This is a genomic window from Streptomyces sp. URMC 124, assembly GCF_051386455.1.
Classification (GTDB): domain Bacteria; phylum Actinomycetota; class Actinomycetes; order Streptomycetales; family Streptomycetaceae; genus Streptomyces.
On record NZ_JBPQTS010000096.1, the window covers coordinates 11,832 to 28,050 of the forward strand.

Here is a 16,219-nt window from a genome sequence, read left to right on the forward strand (position 1 = left end):
GTGAGCCCCTACTCAGGAAACTTCGGGAGACAAGCTGGCGTGTTGGCGGGGTCGCAGTCACTGCTGTCCTGCGGGGTGCAAGGGTCTTGTGCCATGGGGACCTTCTCGACCGTTTCTGCCCACGTACCGCTCCGCACGATCGCGGCGAGTCCCCGCTCCTTGACGTTTCCCACCGGCAGGAACCGGGACAGAATGCAGCCGTACACCTCCCCGTTTGATGAGATGGCTACACGCTGGCGGAAACATCGGCCGCACAGCTCATCGAGGCTCGGGGCAGTGCTGGGGCTCTCTGCCGCACGCCCCACTTTTCGCATGCGGTCGATCTGGATCTGCTTCACACCCAGCGCCCGCAGTTCCACCTCGGCCTGGCGGACGCGCTGACCGTTGAGCACCTCGACGATCCCCACCCGTAGAGGAATCTGACGGCGCAAGGCCGTGCCAATGTTCGCGAGAGTGCGCGCATGGCTGCCTCGACTTTGAGTGATCTGCTCGTGCTGGGCCGCCTGGTCGCTGTAGTAGCTCGTCGCGAGGCAGACCCCTTCCCTGCTGAAGGTGTCCCACAACGCTGGGCGTACGTGAACCAGGTTCGAGTACACCTCGACACCTAGGTCGAGAGCGAGCGCCGAGTCCACGAGGCGCGGGAGGTCAGGGTTCAGGGTCGGCTCGCCGCCGATCAACTGGACCATCTGGATGCCGATCTCAGTGGCCTCAACCATGACCCGCTGCCAGTCGTTGAATTCCATGGACCCCATCGCCACCTGAGGGCCGGAACCGGTGCAGCAGTGTGTGCAACGGAGCTGGCAGGTGCCGGTGATCTCCATCTCGACTGAGCGAATCTCACACGAGACCGCTGTGCTGTCGGTGTTCGGTGCCATGCCAACCCCCGCCTCGTGTAGGCGCATTGGATATGGGTGTGTCACGCCAGCCTTCTACGGCCCGACGCACAGCGAAGGTAGTCCCCACCCCCGACCGGCACAAGGTTGAGCCGGCGCATCCATGGGACGGCATATGCCGAAAGTGGCCCCACCTGCGAAGTTGACAGGCCGCACCAGGGGAGTTCCACTCGATCAGGTGAAACACGCGCAAGACTTGACGCTTGCGATCAGCGGGCCAAGCGCGGCGGGGGTGATCCGTATGACCACGCCTGGATCATCGCTCTCCCTCATAACGACGCTTTCCCCGTGCCATGCGAGCTCGACGCAACTCCCTTCCGATTCCGAGAATGAGGACTTCTGCCAAGCCATAGGTTTACCCATCGTACTACTCACATTTCTTTCGCAATTCGATTAATGACATCTCGCGACTCGCCAACCTCAAGCGTCACTCGCTGGAGCGCGTCGTACACGGCCCGGTAATTACTCAGCTGGGCTTCTGCGTCCAGGAGGACAACGCCGTACGCAGAGTCCAACTGAACCGTGTCGAGCTGCGGGACGACTCCACCTGCGTAGAGCATCGTCTGCGCAGATCCGACGAACTCTTCACTGGCGAACGGGATCACGCGCACTACCACCGTGGGCCACTCCGAGACCTCAAGCAGGTAACGCAACTGGTCACGGGCAACCTTGCGGCCGCCGTAGAGGACATGGAGTGCGGCCTCGTGGATGACGGCCTCGAAGTGCGGCGGTGCCGGGCGCTCGAAGATGGTCCGCCGCCTGAGTCGATGGTCGACCCTGGCGTCGAGCTCGTCGGCAGGCAACGCCGGGATGCGACCCCCGAAGATGGTTCGCGCGTATTCCTCGGTCTGAAAGATGCCTGGCACTGTCAGCGTCTGAAAGGCTCTGAGGTACCGCGCATAGTGTTCGAGCTCCGCAATATTCAAAAAGCCAATCGGCAAGATTGCTCGATAGCCTTCCCACCAGCCTTTACCACGTTCCTCCGCCATGCCACAGAGGGCATCGATCAATTTCGTATCGGCAGCGGAGTAGAAAGTTGCGAGACGCCGGACCCGCTCCGCGCTGACCCCCCAGCGCCCAGATTCGATGTGGCTGATCTGCGCTTGATTTCCGCCGAGCAGCTCTCCGGCCGCACGAGCGGTCAACCCAGAGGCCTCGCGCAACTTGCGCAGCTCCGCACCAAGCCGCGCCTGCCTCGCCGTTGGACTGCTCCGGGGTGGCATCAACTTCCCTCTCATGACGAGCAGATCAATTCTCCCGCGCACAGTCTCACGGGTCCACAGCCAAGCCCGCAGGCTTTGGCCCACGCCTGATGAGGCACATCTATGTGCCCTACGTTCCTGCCAACACCGCGCCGCACCGCCGGAAACATCCGAAGTGCAGCTGCCCTCAGGCCCGTTCACATGCGGAGGCGGGCGGCCAGGCCACGGACGGAGTAGACGTGCGGAGGTTCACCGTCGGTTGGGAGATCACCGCATGCGCACCGCCATGCTCACCAGCGTCCACACTGACTCCGAGGAAGGCAACGGCAGGCCCTCGAAGACTTACCGCCTCTCCGCGCCAGCTTCGCCGACCACTGCTCGCGTCGCGCGGGAGTTCGTCAGCGCCGCGCTTCAGGCAACCGCGCACACCTCATTGATCGAAAACGCTCTGGTCTGTGTGTCCGACCTGGTCACCAACGTTGTTCAGCACACGCCAGTCCACCACCTCTCCGTTGAGGTCACTGCCTCCGAGGAACGCGTGGTGATCTCCGTACTCGATGGTGATGCTGGACGACGACCCTGGCGGCGCACAGTCCGGGCTGGTCAAGAGGACGGGCGTGGGCTCAGGCTCGTCAGGAGTCTCTCCGTGGATTCCGGGGTCACCCTTGTGTGGGACGAGCTGAATGTGGTCGGGAAGTGCGTGTGGTTCGAACCGCGCGCGGAGACAGGCTCGTAGCCAGCGCCCGCACCCCCGGAACGCGGCCAGCATCACGGAACCCGTCCTGACCTGCCGTCTCCCCCAGCCGCGGGGGTCAGGTTTCGAGGTCGGCCGTGAGGCCGTTCAAGAGGGCCTTGAGGCCGTGTTCGAAGGTGGTGGCCGGGGCTGCGTTGTATTCGGAGGTCGGGGTGGCCAGGCGGGATCGTAGGCGGGGGAATCCGGCGGCGATCTCGGCGGACTTGGTCACGCTGGCGCGCATCGGCGTGCCCGCACTGCTCAAGGCCGCAGAGGCCGGCTTCCCCGCCTGGAGACCTGGACGCTGCAGAACATGCGGCACGTGGCCGTCTTCGGGGCCTCGCTGCTCGCGCTGGGCGCGCTCGTCGCCGGCTGACTCAGGCCTACGGATGGCCGATCGAGGCGCATGATCAGAGCATGGTGGACAGGAAGCGCGCAGCCGCCGTCATCATCCGCGACGGGAAGCTGCTGATGGTCAAGGAACGTGGCACCGGGCCCGGCGGGCGGCACGACGGTCACGAGTACTGGACGTTGCCCGGCGGCGGCATCGCACCCGGCGAAAGCGCCGAGCAGGCCGCGATGCGCGAAGTGCGCGAAGAGGTCGGGTTGCGGCCCCTCTCCGCGGAATTCCTCTACGACGTGCCGTACCCCTCGGGCTGGACCGCCTGCTACCGCGTCCGGGTCGCCGACGGAGAGCCCCGGCTGGGCGTCGACGACGACCTGGACTGCGACTGCCCGCGCATGACCGGGCTCACCTGGGTGCCCCTGCCGAGGAGCGATTCAGCCGCGGTGCCCCTGATGGTGCCCACGTTGCTCATGGCGACGGCGCCCGGTCCGTCCGCTGAGCGCGCCCCGCTCCCCTCCCCCACCACCCCGTGAAGTTAGCTTTGGGCGAGGTCGTTGTCCTTTGATGCGGAGGTGCGGGATGGCTCGGGTTCCTACGGCTGTGGTTGCTGCGGGCGGGCTCGTCGGTGGGTACGGCGTGGCCCGGTGGACGAAGAAGCGGCCGCTGGGCGGAGCCGCGCTCGCCGTGGCCGGCGGGGTGGCCGCCCGGCAGTGGGCCGGGAAGGTCGGGGCGCCCAAGGCCGCTGCGCTGACCGGGCTGTACGTGGCCGCGTTCGCCGGGTCGCATCCGCTCGCCAAGAAGGTCGGTTCCTGGCCCGCCGTCTTCGGGGTCGCCGGAGCCGTCGCCCTGGCCTCCTGGGTCGCCGAGAGCCGGGCCTGAGTCAGGAGCGATCCGGCGAGAGTCGGAGTCAGGGCGGCATCAGGCGGTTCCTTGCGCCCGATGCCGCCCTCAGCGTTATTCCGACGCCTCAGCCTTATTCCAACGCCTCCGCGTTACTCCGACGCCTCCGTCAGGCCCTTCAGCTCCGCTTCCGTCAGCTTCAGGTCCGCCACCGCCAGCAGCGGCGCGAGCTGCTCCACCGTACGGGCGCTGGCCAACGGCGTCGCCACGGTCGGCCGGGCCGCCAGCCAGGCCAGCGCCACCGTCGCGACCTCGGCGCCGTGGGCCGCGGCGACCTCGTCCAGGGCGGTCAGCACGCGCTGCCCGCGCTCGGAGGCGAGGTACTCGCCCGCCTTGCCCGCGCGGGCGCTGTCCACCGTCTTGCCGGGTCGGTACTTGCCGGTGAGGAAGCCGGACGCCAGGGCGTAGTACGGGACCGCGGCCAGGCCGTGCTTCGCCGCCACGGCCGCCAGCTCGCCCTCGTAGGTGTCGCGGGAGACCAGGTTGTAGTGCGGCTGGATCGCCACGTACTTCGCCAGACCCGACGCCTCCGAGAACTCCAGGGCCTCCGCCAGGCGCTCCGGCGTGATGTTGGAGGCCGCGATCTCGCGGACCTTGCCCTCCTTCACCAGCGCGTCGAGCGCGGTGATGAACTCCTCCACCGGCACCGACGGGTCGTCGTAGTGCGTGTAGTAGAGGTCGATGTAATCGGTGCGGAGGCGGCGCAGGGACTCCTCCACGGCCGCCTTGATCACCGACGCGCGCAGTCCCCGCGGTTCCGGCACGCCCGCCCCGACCTTGGTGGCGAGGACGATGTCGGCACGGTTGCCGCGCGAGGCGAACCACTTGCCGATGACGGTCTCCGACTCGCCGCCCTCGTTGCCCGGCACCCAGGCCGAATAGACGTCGGCGGTGTCGATGAAATTGCCGCCCGCCGCCGCGTACGCGTCGAGGACGGCGAAGGATTCCGCTTCGTCCGCGGTCCAGCCGAAGACATTGCCGCCGAGGGCCAGCGGGTGGACGGAGAGGTTGCCGATCTTCTTGTGAATGTCAGCCATGTCAGCCATGCATCACTTCAACGTCCTTGCCGGAGTGGACATTCCGCTCTCGCCCCCGCGCTCGCTCCCGCTCTCGCCCCCGCGCCCGCTCTCGCCTTCTTCCTTCGCCGACAGCGGCGCCGCGATCCGTTCCAGCGAGCGGCCCTCCGCCCGTACCGCCAGGAATGCCGCCACCAGCCCTGCCCCGCCCATCAGCGTCGCCCCGATACAGAAGGCCAGCACCGTGTCGCCGACATCGCCGCTGCTCGTCAGGTCGGCGAAGAGCAGCGGGCCGCTGATGCCGCCGGCAGCCGTCCCCAGGGCGTAGAAGAAAGCGATGGCCATGGCCCGGGTCTCCATCGGGAAGACCTCCGAGACGGTGAGATAGGCGCTGCTGGCGCCCGCCGACGCGAAGAAGAGGACGACCGCCCAGCAGGCGGTGAGCGTGTCGGCCGTCAGGCGGCCCGCCCCGAAGAGCCAGGCCGTGCCGAAGAGGAGCAGGCCCGACAGCAGGTACGTCGAGGAGATCATCAACCGCCGGCCCAGCGTGTCGAAGAGCTTTCCCAGCAGCAGCGGGCCCAGGAAATTGCCCGCCGCGATGACGGCGAAGAAGTAACCCGTACGGGAGGTGGCGACCTGGAAATGGCTCTCCAGGATGGTGCCGAAGCCGAAGGTGATCGCGTTGTAGAGGAAGGCCTGCCCGATGAAGAGCGCCAGACCGAGGATCGCCCGGCGCCGGTAGCGGGAGAAGACCGTGCGGGCGATTTCACGGAAGGTCACCAGCCCGCGCCGGTGAAGGGTGATCTCCCCCTCCGCGGGCGGCAGCGGGCTCCCCTTCTCCTGCGCCACTTTCTCTTCGATCGACGCGACCAGCGCGTCGGCCTCCTCCCCCCGCCCGTGGAGGAACAGCCAGCGCGGACTTTCCGGCACCTTGCGCCGTACGAGGAGGATGACCAGGCCCAGCACCACCCCGAGGCCGAACGTCAGCCGCCACCCCACGTCCATCGGGAACATGTCCGTGTCGAGCATCAGGATGGACAGCAGCGACCCGCCGATCGCCCCCAGCCAGAAACTCCCGTTGATGATCAGGTCGATCCGGCCCCGGAAAGCAGCGGGGATCAGCTCGTCGACGGCCGAATTGATCGCCGCGTACTCCCCGCCGATACCGAAGCCGGTCAGGAAGCGGAAGAGGAAGAACCACCAGGAGGAAAAGGACAGTGCGGTGAGCGCGGTCGCGGCCAGATAGACCGCCAGCGTGACGATGAACAGCTTCTTGCGCCCGAAGCGGTCGGTGAGCCGCCCGAAGAACAGCGCACCGGAACACGCGCCCGCCACATACAGCGCCGCCGCCATGCCCGTGACCTCAGCAGCCCTGATCGGCAGCCCGCTGCCCTCCTCGGAGAGGCGGCCGGCGATGTTGCCGACCACCGTCACCTCCAGGCCGTCCAGGATCCAGACCGTCCCGAGCCCGATCACGACGGTCCAGTGCCAGCGGGACCAGGGCAGCCGGTCGAGTCGCGCCGGCACGGACGTGGTGACCGTCGACTGCTTCTCGCTCGTGCCCCTCGCCGTCGTCACATGCCGCCGGATGCCCCGTCCCGTACGGACTATGCGCCGGCTGCCCCCGAGGCGCCCCGCTCACTGACTATCCGGCGCCCGCTGCCCGGCACCCGTCGCCTGTCGCCCGCTGCCCGGCACCCGCTAGGGCTGCAGGCCCCTGCTCCGCAGCCACCCCAGCGGGTCGATCGGCGCGCCCCCGCCCGGCCGCACCTCCAGGTGCAGGTGCGGGCCGGTGACGTTGCCCGTCGCGCCGACGCGCCCGATGACCTGACCCGGCGCGACCTTCCCCGACGTCACGACCATCGACGACAGGTGGCAGAACCACAGCTGCGTACCGTCGTCGAGCCTCAGGACGATGCGGTAGCCGTACGCCCCCGCCCAGCCGGCCTGAACGACCGTGCCGCCGCCCACCGCCTTCACCGGCGTGCCGGTCGGGGCTGCGAAGTCCTCCCCCGTGTGGTTCGCGGACCACATGTTCCCCGCCTGGCCGAAGCCGGCCGTCAGCGTGTACGAGGCGAGGGGGAGCTTGAAGGAGCCAACGCCCACGCGGGCACCCGTGCCGGAGCCGGCAGCCCGCTGCTTCTTCGACGTCTGCTGCCGGGGTGCCTGCTGCTTCGACGTCTGTCGCTCTGACGTCTGCGGCTTCGGCGCCTGCCGCTTCTGCGTATGCGTCTGCGTCTCCGGCGCCTCCGCCCGCTCCGGCTCCGGCGACCGCTCCTGCGACCGCTCCTGCGCCTTCTCCGCCTCAGCCGCCCGGACCGCCGCCTCCGCAGCCTTCCGCTCCGCGGCCTTCTTCTGCGTCTCCGCGGCCTGCTTCACCTGGGCCGCCTGTGCTTCGGCCTCGGCCATGCCCTGCTGGTGGTCGGCCTGCTCCAGGATTCTCGCCCGGAGCGTCTCGCCCGCCGTCGCCGCGCTCTCGGCCATCTCCAGGGCGGCCGATGCGCCGCCCTCACCGGCGAATTCGACGGCGGAGTCGGCCGAACCCGCCGCGCTCCCCGCGAAGAACGAGCCGACGCCCGGCAGCTGGGCCAGGTCGGGCATGGATATGGACGCCGCCGGGCGCTCCTGGGCGTGCGCCATGCCGCCCGCGCCGACCGCCGCGATGACGCCCGCGCCCAGCACGGCGCCGCTGCGGGCCATCGTGCCGCCGCGCGGCTTCACGACGCGGTGGCGGCCGCGGCCCGTGCCGAAGGCGTTGTAGACGGACGGCCGGTGGCCGGCGGGCGCGTGCGACGGCTCGGAGCCGTACGCGGCCCCCGGCTCGTGTCGCAGCTCCTGCTCCGGACCGGGTGCGGGCTCCGGCTCGTACGGCGGGAAGTACGCGGGGACCAGCGGCGGGTCGTACGCGGCAGGCTCGTTGGATGCCACGGAGGCACTCCTTTCCTTCCTTCTCGCCTACCGGGTTAGCTGACGGGTTCGGAGCAGGAAGGTCTCCTACGGGCTGCGCTGCCCGATTCACCCCAGGGTGGTGGTTCCCCGGTTCCCGGCACGTGCCGGCCTATCAGGTGGTGCTGTGCCCGCGGGATTCGGCGATGGCGCACGGTGCACCGCCTCTTACGGCGTTGCGACAACCGCGCTCCGTTATCGAACGTTAATAGACATGGCGGGTGGATTCCAAGCCGAACGCCCGAATCCGCCGATGCTCTCGGGCACGTCTTCACGAGACGTACGCCCACGGAACCTGTCGATACTTTCTACGAAATGCTGTTCGATCCGCTCGCCGCGCCGGATCGCCAACAGCGCCATGTCGTCGGAGGCCTGACCCCCCGAATGGCGCGCGACGTCCGCGACCAGCGCGTCCAGCAGCGCTTCGGGGTTCTTGAACTGGCGGCCCGTCAGCCCGGCCCGGGGGTCGTAGAACGTACCGCCGGCGTCCCTCGCCTCGGTCACCCCGTCCGTCATCAGCAGCAGCGTCGACCCCGCGGGGAACTCCCGCTCCTCCGACCGGTCCGGCCACACCCCCAGCTCGCCCAGGCCGAGCGGCAGCGCGGGGACGGACGGGTCGGCCACGCCGATGCGCCCGTCCGCGTGCAGCAGGAGCGGCGAGGGGTGGCCGCGGTTCAGCAACCGGAAGACGGGTTCCCCCGGCGGCAGCTCCGCCAGCACGGCCGTGGTGAAGCCCTCCGCCCGGTCCAGGGAGTCGGCGCGCAGGCTCGCCCGCCGCGCGCCCTCCCGCTGGAGCGCGTGTTCCAGCCGCCCCGCGAGCCCCTCCAGCGTGGGCTCCTGCTCGGCCGCCTCCCGGAAGGCGCCGATCACCACGGCGACCGCCTCGACCGCGCCCAGGCCCTTGCCGCGGACGTCGCCGACGATGACGCGTACGCCGTAGGGGGTGTCCTGGACCGCGTACAGATCGCCGCCGATCCGGGCGTCGGCCTGGGCGGCCACGTAGCGCGCGGCCACGCGGAGGCCGCCGATCCGGGACGGGGGCGCGGGCAGGACGGCGCGCTGGGCCGCCTCCGCGATGCCGCGGGCGGAAGCGAGCTGCTGATCGCTGCGCCGGGCGATGCGGTTGATGCCGAGCGCGACCAGGGAGACGGCTCCGATGGCCGCGATCTCGGCCAGCGCCTGACCGGTGTCGGACGGCCGGTGGTAGATCACGAGGCCGACCGCGACCGCCACTGCGGCCAGAGCTGCCGTGGTCGTCGCGCGGAGGGTGTGCAGGGGCGCCGCAACGAGCGGCGCGGCGGAGAGGAAAGGGGCGCACGTGTAGTTCGCGGGCGCCCCGAGGCCGAAGAGCACGCCGCCGACGATCAGAACGGCCGGCAGCCTACGGACGGCCCGGCGGGCCGTACGGCGGAAGGTGCTGCGCCCGGCATCTCCGCACCTGGCAGGGCCCCGCCCAGGGGTGCCCCGCCCAGCGGTGCCGCGTGCAGCAGGGCTACGGCCCGTGGCGCCACGCCCCGTGCTGCCGCGCACAGCCCGGCGGGCGGAACGGCTCTCTCGCTTGCCCACCGCACTCTCTCCTGACCGGCAGTCCCGCACGTCAACGACCTCCCACCCTTCCGGGCAGGAGGTCGTGATGCGAACGGTGCTGGGCCAACCGGGGACGGGCCCTTAGGAGAGGGGCCCCCGAGTACGGGCCAGGAGGTACAGGTCAGGAGTACGCGCTAGGAAGCGCGACGCTCCCGCGCGCCCCCGGCACCCCGCCCGGAGCCGCCCCTGCCGGAACCGCGGCCGGAAGCCGCACCGGACGCGCCACCGGCCCGGCCGGCGCCCCGGCCCGAACCACCGGCACCGCCGGACCTGTAGGACCCCGCGGAGCCCGAGGACGACGAAGAAGAGGACGACGAGGAGGAAGCCGTAGACGCCCCCGAAGCCGCCTCCGGACGCACCCGGCCCCGCCCGCCGCGACCGCCGCGCGAACCACGCGTGCCCCGGGAGCCACGCGACCCCGCGGCCGCCGCAGCCCCACCGGCGGACCCGGTGCCCGAGCCGCCCCCGCCCGACCGCTTGCGCGGCGTCGACTGGGCCGGCGCCGGCGGTGCGATGACGACCGGCACGCCGCTGGGCTCCTGGGCACCGGTGATGCGGGCGAGCTCCTCGTCCTGCGGGCTGACCGTCACGACGTTCGGGGAGATCTTGGCCGTGACCATCATGCGGCTCATCTCGCGCCGCTGCTCGGGCAGCACGAGCGTGACGACCGTGCCGGACTCGCCGGCGCGGGCCGTACGGCCGCCGCGGTGCAGGTAGTCCTTGTGGTCCATGGGCGGGTCGACGTTCACGACGAGGTCGAGGCCGTCGATGTGGATGCCGCGCGCGGCCACGTTGGTGGCGATCAGCGCGGTGACCTCCTCGGTGCGGAAGAGGTCCAGGGTGCGGTTGCGCTGCGGCTGGCTCTTGCCGCCGTGCAGGGCGGCGGCGCGCACGCCCTCGGACAGCAGCTTCTTCACCAGCCGGTCGGCACCGCGCTTGGTGTCGACGAACATGATCACGCGGCCGTCGCGGGCGGCGATCCGGGTGACCGTGTCCTTCTTGTCCGTCTCGGTGACGTGCAGCAGGTGGTGGTCCATCGTGACGACGGCGCCCACCGACGCGTCGACGGAGTGCGTCACCGGGTCGGAGAGGAAGCGGCGGACGAGCCGGTCGACGTTGCGGTCGAGGGTCGCGGAGAACAGCATCCGCTGCCCCTCCGGGTCGACCTGGTCCAGCAGCCGGGTGACCTGCGGCAGGAAGCCCATGTCGGCCATCTGGTCGGCCTCGTCCAGGACCGTGATCCGCACGTCGCCGAGCTTGCAGTCACCGCGCTGGATGAGGTCCGCCAGCCGCCCGGGGGTGGCGACGAGCACCTCGGCGCCGCGCGCGAGCGTCTGCGCCTGCCGGCCGATGGACATGCCGCCGACGACCGTGGCCGTCCGCAGGTTCACGGCGGTGGCGTACGGGGCGAGCGAGTCGGTGACCTGCTGGGCGAGCTCGCGGGTCGGGACGAGCACGAGGGCGAGCGGGCGGCCGGGCTCGGCGCGGCGGCCGGCCGTGCGGGCCAGCATGGCCAGGCCGAACGCGAGGGTCTTGCCGGAGCCGGTGCGGCCGCGGCCGAGGACGTCACGGCCGGTGAGCGAGTTCGGCAGCGTCGCGGCCTGGATGGGGAACGGCTCGGTGACGCCCTCGCGGGTCAGCGTGGAGAGCAGGCCGGCGGGCATGTCCAGGTCGGCGAAGGACGCCACCGGAGGCAGCGCCGGGGTGGTGCTGACCGGGGTCTCGAAGTCGCCCTGGGGGGCGGCGGCGGGCTTACGGCGCGACGGGGCGCCGGAACGGCCGCCCTGCTGGGCGCTGCGGTTCTGCTGAGCACCGCGGTTCTGCTGGGGCCCGCGGGGGCGGGAGGGACGAGCGGAGCGAGTCATACGGGTGGGACCTTCCCTCAAGGGGGGTGGCACGCCCGAAAGGGAGACTTCGCATCGCGAGACCGCCCGGAACGAGATCAAGTTCGAGCCGGGGATCGATTCGGAGATCGAGCCGGAGATCGAGCCGGAGTCGAGTCGAGATCGAGAACGGTCGGACGGCGGAAAAGCCTGGGCGCGCGGGTGCGGGACGACGGCCGGTGGCACACGGGCGCCGGCCGGCGCAGGGGCAGCAATGGGGCCCGCACCCCGAGGTGCGGGCCCCATTGCCTGTTGCTTCATGCAGAGCCCGGCGCCGTCGTCAGACGGACCGGGCGGGCATCATCGTCAGGCGGCGACGATGTTCTCGGCCTGCAGGCCCTTCTGGCCCTGCGTGACGTCGAAGGAAACCTTCTGGCCCTCGAACAGCTCACGGAAGCCGTTGGAGGCGATGTTCGAGTAGTGGGCGAAGACGTCGGGGCCGCCGCCGTCCTGCTCGATGAAGCCGAAGCCCTTTTCCGAGTTGAACCACTTCACGGTGCCAGTAGCCATGTCTATCTCCTTAGTGGATACACCCTTGGAGGGTGCAATGGGCCCCACACCGGAATAGACCGGCAAAAACAAAAATGCGCCTTCGGTTCACATAACCGTCAGGCGCACACGAGTTCATGGGTACCACAACTGAAACGTCAGTTAAGCGTAGCACACGTCGGCGGCCCCCGTGTCGCCCGCCCGCCGACGCCGCCCGGACCCGCGCGGCAGCCCGCTGCCGCTACAGCTCCACGCCCTGGGAGCGGGCGTGGCGGTCCGCCGCCACCTCGGCCTCCGCCTCGTCCAGATAGACCTCGCAGACCAGGTGGCCGTCGGCGGTCATGTTGTGCTCCAGCTCCCAGAGGCTGAGCTCGCCGCCGCCCTCCAGCAGGAAGGCGTGCTCGTAGAAGCGGCACCAGGTGGCATCGCGCCCGGCGCCGCGGCGGCGCGGCTTGGTGATCAGCGCGATGTGGTGGCCGAGCGCCCCCTGGAGCAGCTCGCGCACCACCTCGCCGGGCCCGTCCTCGTTCTCCGCGCGCCGCAGCAGCCGGCGGGCATGATCGGGCGAGGCGTCGGAGACGTACTCCCGGCGCGGCTGCGTCGGCCCCATGGCCAGCAGCAGCTCCTCCGCCAGCCAGGCCGGCAGCTCCTCGGTCTCGCTGCCGGGGCCGATACCGCCGCCGATCCGGTCGTGCACGCGCCGCTCGGCCCGGTCGAGGGCGTCCTCGTCCGCGTACACCTCGTAGAAGAAGACGTCCTCCGGCCCGGTGTTGTGCTCCAACTCGAACAGCAGCAGGCTGCTGCCGTCCGCCAGAAGGAACACGTGCCGGTACGAATGACAGCGCAGGGGATGCCGGTCGTCATTGCGCTGGCGGTACGAGCGGAGCTCCGCCTGATGCATCAGCGCCGTCCGCAGCCGGGCGAGCATCCGCTCGTCGATCTCGAAGCCGTTCTGCGCCCGCCCCAGCAGTGCCGCCACGTGCTCGGCGGGCGACGTCTCGGCCGCCGCCGGACCGCTCCGTCCCTGGCTGTGCTCTGTGCGCCCCCTGTGCGCCCTGTACGCCGGGCCCTGTTTCCCCCACTCTTCTCGCTCGCTTCCGCTGCCGCTCTCACCCGCTCGCGAGTTCTCCATGCCTCCGACCTCCCGGACCTCGCCGCGCCCACCCCGCGCACTTACCGTAGCGGCGCGAACACGAGACGGGTGCCGGCTTTCACGGAACTGGGTGCGCAGAGGTCCGGGCACGCGGGGGGCGTTCGGCGGTGGCTCGGTGGGTGGGGCGTGCGCATGCCGTGCGCCCCCCTGCCCGGAGCGTCTTGCCGCGCGGGGCACCGGTGTGCAGGTCAGGGAGGGTTTCCCGCACCCGCATCGCGTAGGCCGTGTGGGACTCGAACCCACAACCAATGGATTAAAAGTCCACTGCTCTGCCAATTGAGCTAACGGCCCGCACCCCGCAGCATAGCCCGGCCGACCGCGATATCCCGAGTCGTTATGGCCGATGCGTCGGACGGGAGTGCAGACGCAGCGGGGCCCGTACGCCACCGAAGTGCCGTACGGGCCCCAAATCACCTGCGGTTATCAGCCGTTGCGCTTCCAGCGCGGCTTGTCGTCGCGGCGGCCGAAGGAACCGGCGCCACCACGGTGGTCGTCGCGGCGGCCGTTCGGGCGGTCGTGGCCGCCGGAGCGGAAGCCGCCGCCCGACGGACGGTCGTCACGACGGTCGCGGTTGAACGGACGGTCGCTGCCGCCGGAGCGGAAACCGCCGCCGTGCGAAGGGCGGTCGTCGCGGCGGAAGCCACCGGACGGACGGTCATCGCGACGGAAGCCACCGCGGTTGTCGTCGCGACGGTCATCGCGGCGCTCGTCACGGCGGAAGCCGCCCGACGGACGGTCATCGCGACGGAAGCCGGCGGAGCGGTTGTCGTCACGACGGTCGTCACGGCGGAAACCACCGGACGGACGGTCGTCACGACGGAAACCGGCGGAGCGGTTGTCGTCACGGCGCTCGTCGCGGCGGAAGCCGCCCGACGGACGGTCGTCACGACGGAAGCCAGCGGAGCGGTTGTCGTCACGACGGTCATCGCGGCGCTCGTCACGGCGGAAGCCGCCCGACGGACGGTCATCGCGACGGAAACCACCGGAGCGGTTGTCGTCACGACGGTCGTCACGGCGGAAACCACCGGAGCGGTTGTCGTCGCGGCGGTCGTCGCGGCGGAAACCACCGCGGTCGTCGCGGCGCTCGAAGTTGCCCCGCTCGTCGCGGCGCTCGTGCACGGGCGCGGCCTGCGCCGGGACGGAGACGGCGGCAGCGGCCTCCTCCTCGGCCTTGGCCTCGGTGGCGGCGGCCTCGGCGGCAGCGGCGACGGCGGCCTCCGGGTCCTCGCCGCGCTCGCGGGCGGCGCGCGCCAGGAGGCGGTCGGCCTCCTCGCGGAGCTCGGTGGCGCGGCGCTGAGCACGCTCCAGCTGACGGGTCAGGTCGGCGAGGTCACGCTCGGCCTGCTTGGCGGCGTTGGCCGCGGAGTCGGCCTGGACCTCGGTGAGGGAGCGGGCGCCCGTGATCTTGGCGACGTCCTCGTCGAAGGCGCCGGCACCGCCGACGATGTGGCGCGAGGCGTCGACGCCCGCGTCCTCCATCAGGCGGAAGATCTGCTTGCGCTGGTGCGGCAGGGCCAGGGAGACGACCGTGCCGGACTGGCCGGCGCGGGCCGTACGACCCGAGCGGTGCAGGTAGTCCTTGTGGTCACCGGCGGGGTCGACGTTGAGGACCAGGTCGATGCCGTCGACGTGGATGCCGCGGGCGGCGACGTCGGTGGCGACCAGGCAGTTCACGTAGCCGGCCTTGAAGTCGTCCAGGACGCGGCTGCGGGCGCCCTGGGTCATGCCGCCGTGCAGGGCGTCGGCGCGGACGCCGGCGTCCAGCAGCTGCTCGGCGACGCGGTCGGCGCCCAGCTGGGTGCGGACGAAGATGATGGTGCGGCCCTTGCGGGCGGCGATGGCGGCGGTGACCGGCGCCTTGTCCTTCGGCTTCACGACGAGGACGTGGTGGGTCATGGTGGTGACCGCACCGGCGGACGGGTCGACCTCGTGCGTGATCGGGTTGACCAGGTAGCGCTTGACGAGGGTGTCGATCTCGTTCTCCAGCGTCGCGGAGAACAGCAGGCGCTGGCCGCCGGCCGGCACCAGGTCGAGGATCTCAGTGACCTCGGGCAGGAAGCCCATGTCGGCCATCTGGTCGGCCTCGTCGAGGACGGCGACCTGGACCTTGTCGAGCGAGGCGGCGCCGCGGTTGATGATGTCGCGCAGACGGCCCGGGGTGGCGACGAGGATGTCGACGCCGCGCTCCAGGGCGTAGATCTGGTTGCCCATGGACGTACCGCCGCAGACGACCTTCATCTTCAGGCCGAGCACGTCGCCGTAGGGCTGGAGGGCGTCCGCGACCTGCATCGCGAGCTCACGGGTCGGGGTGAGGATCAGGCCGCGGGGGCGCTTCTTCTCGGTGTGGCCGCCGGCCAGGGTGGACAGCAGCGGCAGGCCGAAGGAGAGCGTCTTGCCGGAGCCGGTGCGGCCGCGGCCGAGGATGTCCTTGCCGGCCAGGGCGTCCGGGATGGTCGCCGCCTGGATCGGGAAGGGGGTGGTGACACCGTTCTGCGCGAGCTTGCGGACGATCGCGTCGTCCAGGCCGAGGTCACCGAAGGTGATCGTCGGCTCGGCGGGCTCGGCGGGCTCGGCGGGCTCGGCGGCGGCGTCGACGGTGTCAACGGCGCCCGCGGCCTCGGCGGTGTCGGAGGGGGTGAGGTCCGCGGTGGTCTCCGCGGTGACGGCGTCCGCCTCGACGACGATCTCGTCGTTCGCGGGCATGACGGTCTGCTCAGTGGAAATGGACATGCGAAATGCGAAACCTTCCGGAGTTTCGGCACGCGCCCAAGCTCCGTGTCGGCTTCACAAATGACCGCCTCGATGCGGTCAGCCACGGCAAGGTAAGGAACGCGCCACACGGCGCGCTTCTGTTAGGCGCCGGGCAAATGGGATCAAACGATCTACCACCATACGCACTCACCACGTCCGGACGCAAGCTGCTGCCCCCGTCCGGCGGCATGGCCTACGCCACAGGGCCCGCGGCCTGGGGGCCCGGCTGCGGCGACGGGGGCGCCGAGGAGGCGGGCGGCTGGGTGACGGGCGGCTGCGGCGTGGGCGTGGTCGGCTGGGGCGCCGGCTGGGTGGGAGCG

The 16,219-nt window shown here is 70.7% G+C and carries 15 protein-coding genes, 1 tRNA gene and 1 riboswitch; of the genes, 3 read left to right on the top strand and 13 right to left on the bottom strand.

Annotation, left to right across the window (positions count from 1 at the left end; all coding sequences use genetic code 11):
- Window positions 1–8 precede the first annotated feature (8 nt).
- The 3 genes from ACSNOG_RS20245 to ACSNOG_RS20255 form a co-directional block, all read right to left on the bottom strand.
- Window positions 9–902 carry a radical SAM protein gene (locus tag ACSNOG_RS20245; RefSeq protein ID WP_436754082.1) on the bottom strand — a complete coding sequence of 298 codons (894 nt, stop codon included), beginning with the start codon at window positions 900–902 and terminating at the stop codon, window positions 9–11.
- Window positions 903–1,067: 165 nt separating this feature from the next.
- Window positions 1,068–1,256, bottom strand: a complete 189-nt coding sequence (locus tag ACSNOG_RS20250; protein ID WP_436754096.1) for a DUF397 domain-containing protein — start codon at window positions 1,254–1,256, stop codon at window positions 1,068–1,070.
- Between the two features lie 8 nt (window positions 1,257–1,264).
- Window positions 1,265–2,131, bottom strand: a complete 867-nt coding sequence (locus ACSNOG_RS20255) for a helix-turn-helix domain-containing protein (RefSeq protein WP_436754083.1) — start codon at window positions 2,129–2,131, stop codon at window positions 1,265–1,267.
- Window positions 2,132–2,369: 238 nt separating this feature from the next.
- On the opposite strand from ACSNOG_RS20255, the gene ACSNOG_RS20260 reads away from it, so the two are divergent.
- Complete coding sequence (locus ACSNOG_RS20260; protein WP_436754084.1) at window positions 2,370–2,831, top strand: ATP-binding protein; 462 nt, start codon at window positions 2,370–2,372, stop codon at window positions 2,829–2,831.
- A 76-nt stretch (window positions 2,832–2,907) separates the two neighbouring features.
- Here ACSNOG_RS20260 and ACSNOG_RS20265 read toward each other — a convergent pair whose 3' ends face one another.
- Window positions 2,908–3,072 carry a hypothetical protein gene (locus tag ACSNOG_RS20265; protein WP_436754085.1) on the bottom strand — a complete coding sequence of 55 codons (165 nt, stop codon included), beginning with the start codon at window positions 3,070–3,072 and terminating at the stop codon, window positions 2,908–2,910.
- 173 nt (window positions 3,073–3,245) lie between these two features.
- Between ACSNOG_RS20265 and ACSNOG_RS20270 the strand changes: the two genes are divergently transcribed.
- Window positions 3,246–3,707, top strand: coding sequence for an NUDIX hydrolase (locus ACSNOG_RS20270; RefSeq protein WP_436754086.1), 462 nt, complete (start codon window positions 3,246–3,248; stop codon window positions 3,705–3,707).
- Window positions 3,708–3,753: 46 nt separating this feature from the next.
- The gene (locus ACSNOG_RS20275; protein ID WP_436754087.1) at window positions 3,754–4,053 is read left to right on the top strand and encodes a hypothetical protein; all 300 of its coding nucleotides are present in this window, start codon (window positions 3,754–3,756) and stop codon (window positions 4,051–4,053) included.
- A 113-nt stretch (window positions 4,054–4,166) separates the two neighbouring features.
- Here ACSNOG_RS20275 and ACSNOG_RS20280 read toward each other — a convergent pair whose 3' ends face one another.
- The 9 genes from ACSNOG_RS20280 to ACSNOG_RS20320 form a co-directional block, all read right to left on the bottom strand.
- Window positions 4,167–5,111, bottom strand: a complete 945-nt coding sequence (locus ACSNOG_RS20280) for an aldo/keto reductase (protein ID WP_436754088.1) — start codon at window positions 5,109–5,111, stop codon at window positions 4,167–4,169.
- A 12-nt stretch (window positions 5,112–5,123) separates the two neighbouring features.
- The gene (locus ACSNOG_RS20285) at window positions 5,124–6,668 is read right to left on the bottom strand and encodes an MFS transporter (RefSeq protein ID WP_436754089.1); all 1,545 of its coding nucleotides are present in this window, start codon (window positions 6,666–6,668) and stop codon (window positions 5,124–5,126) included.
- A 123-nt stretch (window positions 6,669–6,791) separates the two neighbouring features.
- Window positions 6,792–8,018, bottom strand: a complete 1,227-nt coding sequence (locus tag ACSNOG_RS20290) for a M23 family metallopeptidase (protein ID WP_436754090.1) — start codon at window positions 8,016–8,018, stop codon at window positions 6,792–6,794.
- 9 nt (window positions 8,019–8,027) lie between these two features.
- A riboswitch (cyclic di-AMP (ydaO/yuaA leader) is annotated at window positions 8,028–8,159 on the bottom strand.
- Window positions 8,160–8,231: 72 nt separating this feature from the next.
- On the bottom strand, window positions 8,232–9,602 hold the full coding sequence (locus ACSNOG_RS20295) for a PP2C family protein-serine/threonine phosphatase (protein ID WP_436754091.1): 1,371 nt from the start codon (window positions 9,600–9,602) through the stop codon (window positions 8,232–8,234).
- A gap of 155 nt (window positions 9,603–9,757) precedes the next feature.
- Window positions 9,758–11,488, bottom strand: a complete 1,731-nt coding sequence (locus ACSNOG_RS20300; protein WP_436754092.1) for a DEAD/DEAH box helicase — start codon at window positions 11,486–11,488, stop codon at window positions 9,758–9,760.
- A 324-nt stretch (window positions 11,489–11,812) separates the two neighbouring features.
- Window positions 11,813–12,016 (bottom strand): cold-shock protein, encoded by a 204-nt coding sequence (locus tag ACSNOG_RS20305; RefSeq protein WP_030367061.1) that lies wholly within the window; start codon window positions 12,014–12,016, stop codon window positions 11,813–11,815.
- A gap of 220 nt (window positions 12,017–12,236) precedes the next feature.
- On the bottom strand, window positions 12,237–13,127 hold the full coding sequence (locus tag ACSNOG_RS20310) for a DUF6227 family protein (protein WP_436754093.1): 891 nt from the start codon (window positions 13,125–13,127) through the stop codon (window positions 12,237–12,239).
- Window positions 13,128–13,366: 239 nt separating this feature from the next.
- Window positions 13,367–13,439, bottom strand: a tRNA-Lys gene (locus ACSNOG_RS20315).
- 132 nt (window positions 13,440–13,571) lie between these two features.
- Complete coding sequence (locus ACSNOG_RS20320; protein ID WP_436754094.1) at window positions 13,572–15,878, bottom strand: DEAD/DEAH box helicase; 2,307 nt, start codon at window positions 15,876–15,878, stop codon at window positions 13,572–13,574.
- Window positions 15,879–16,219: the final 341 nt, after the last annotated feature.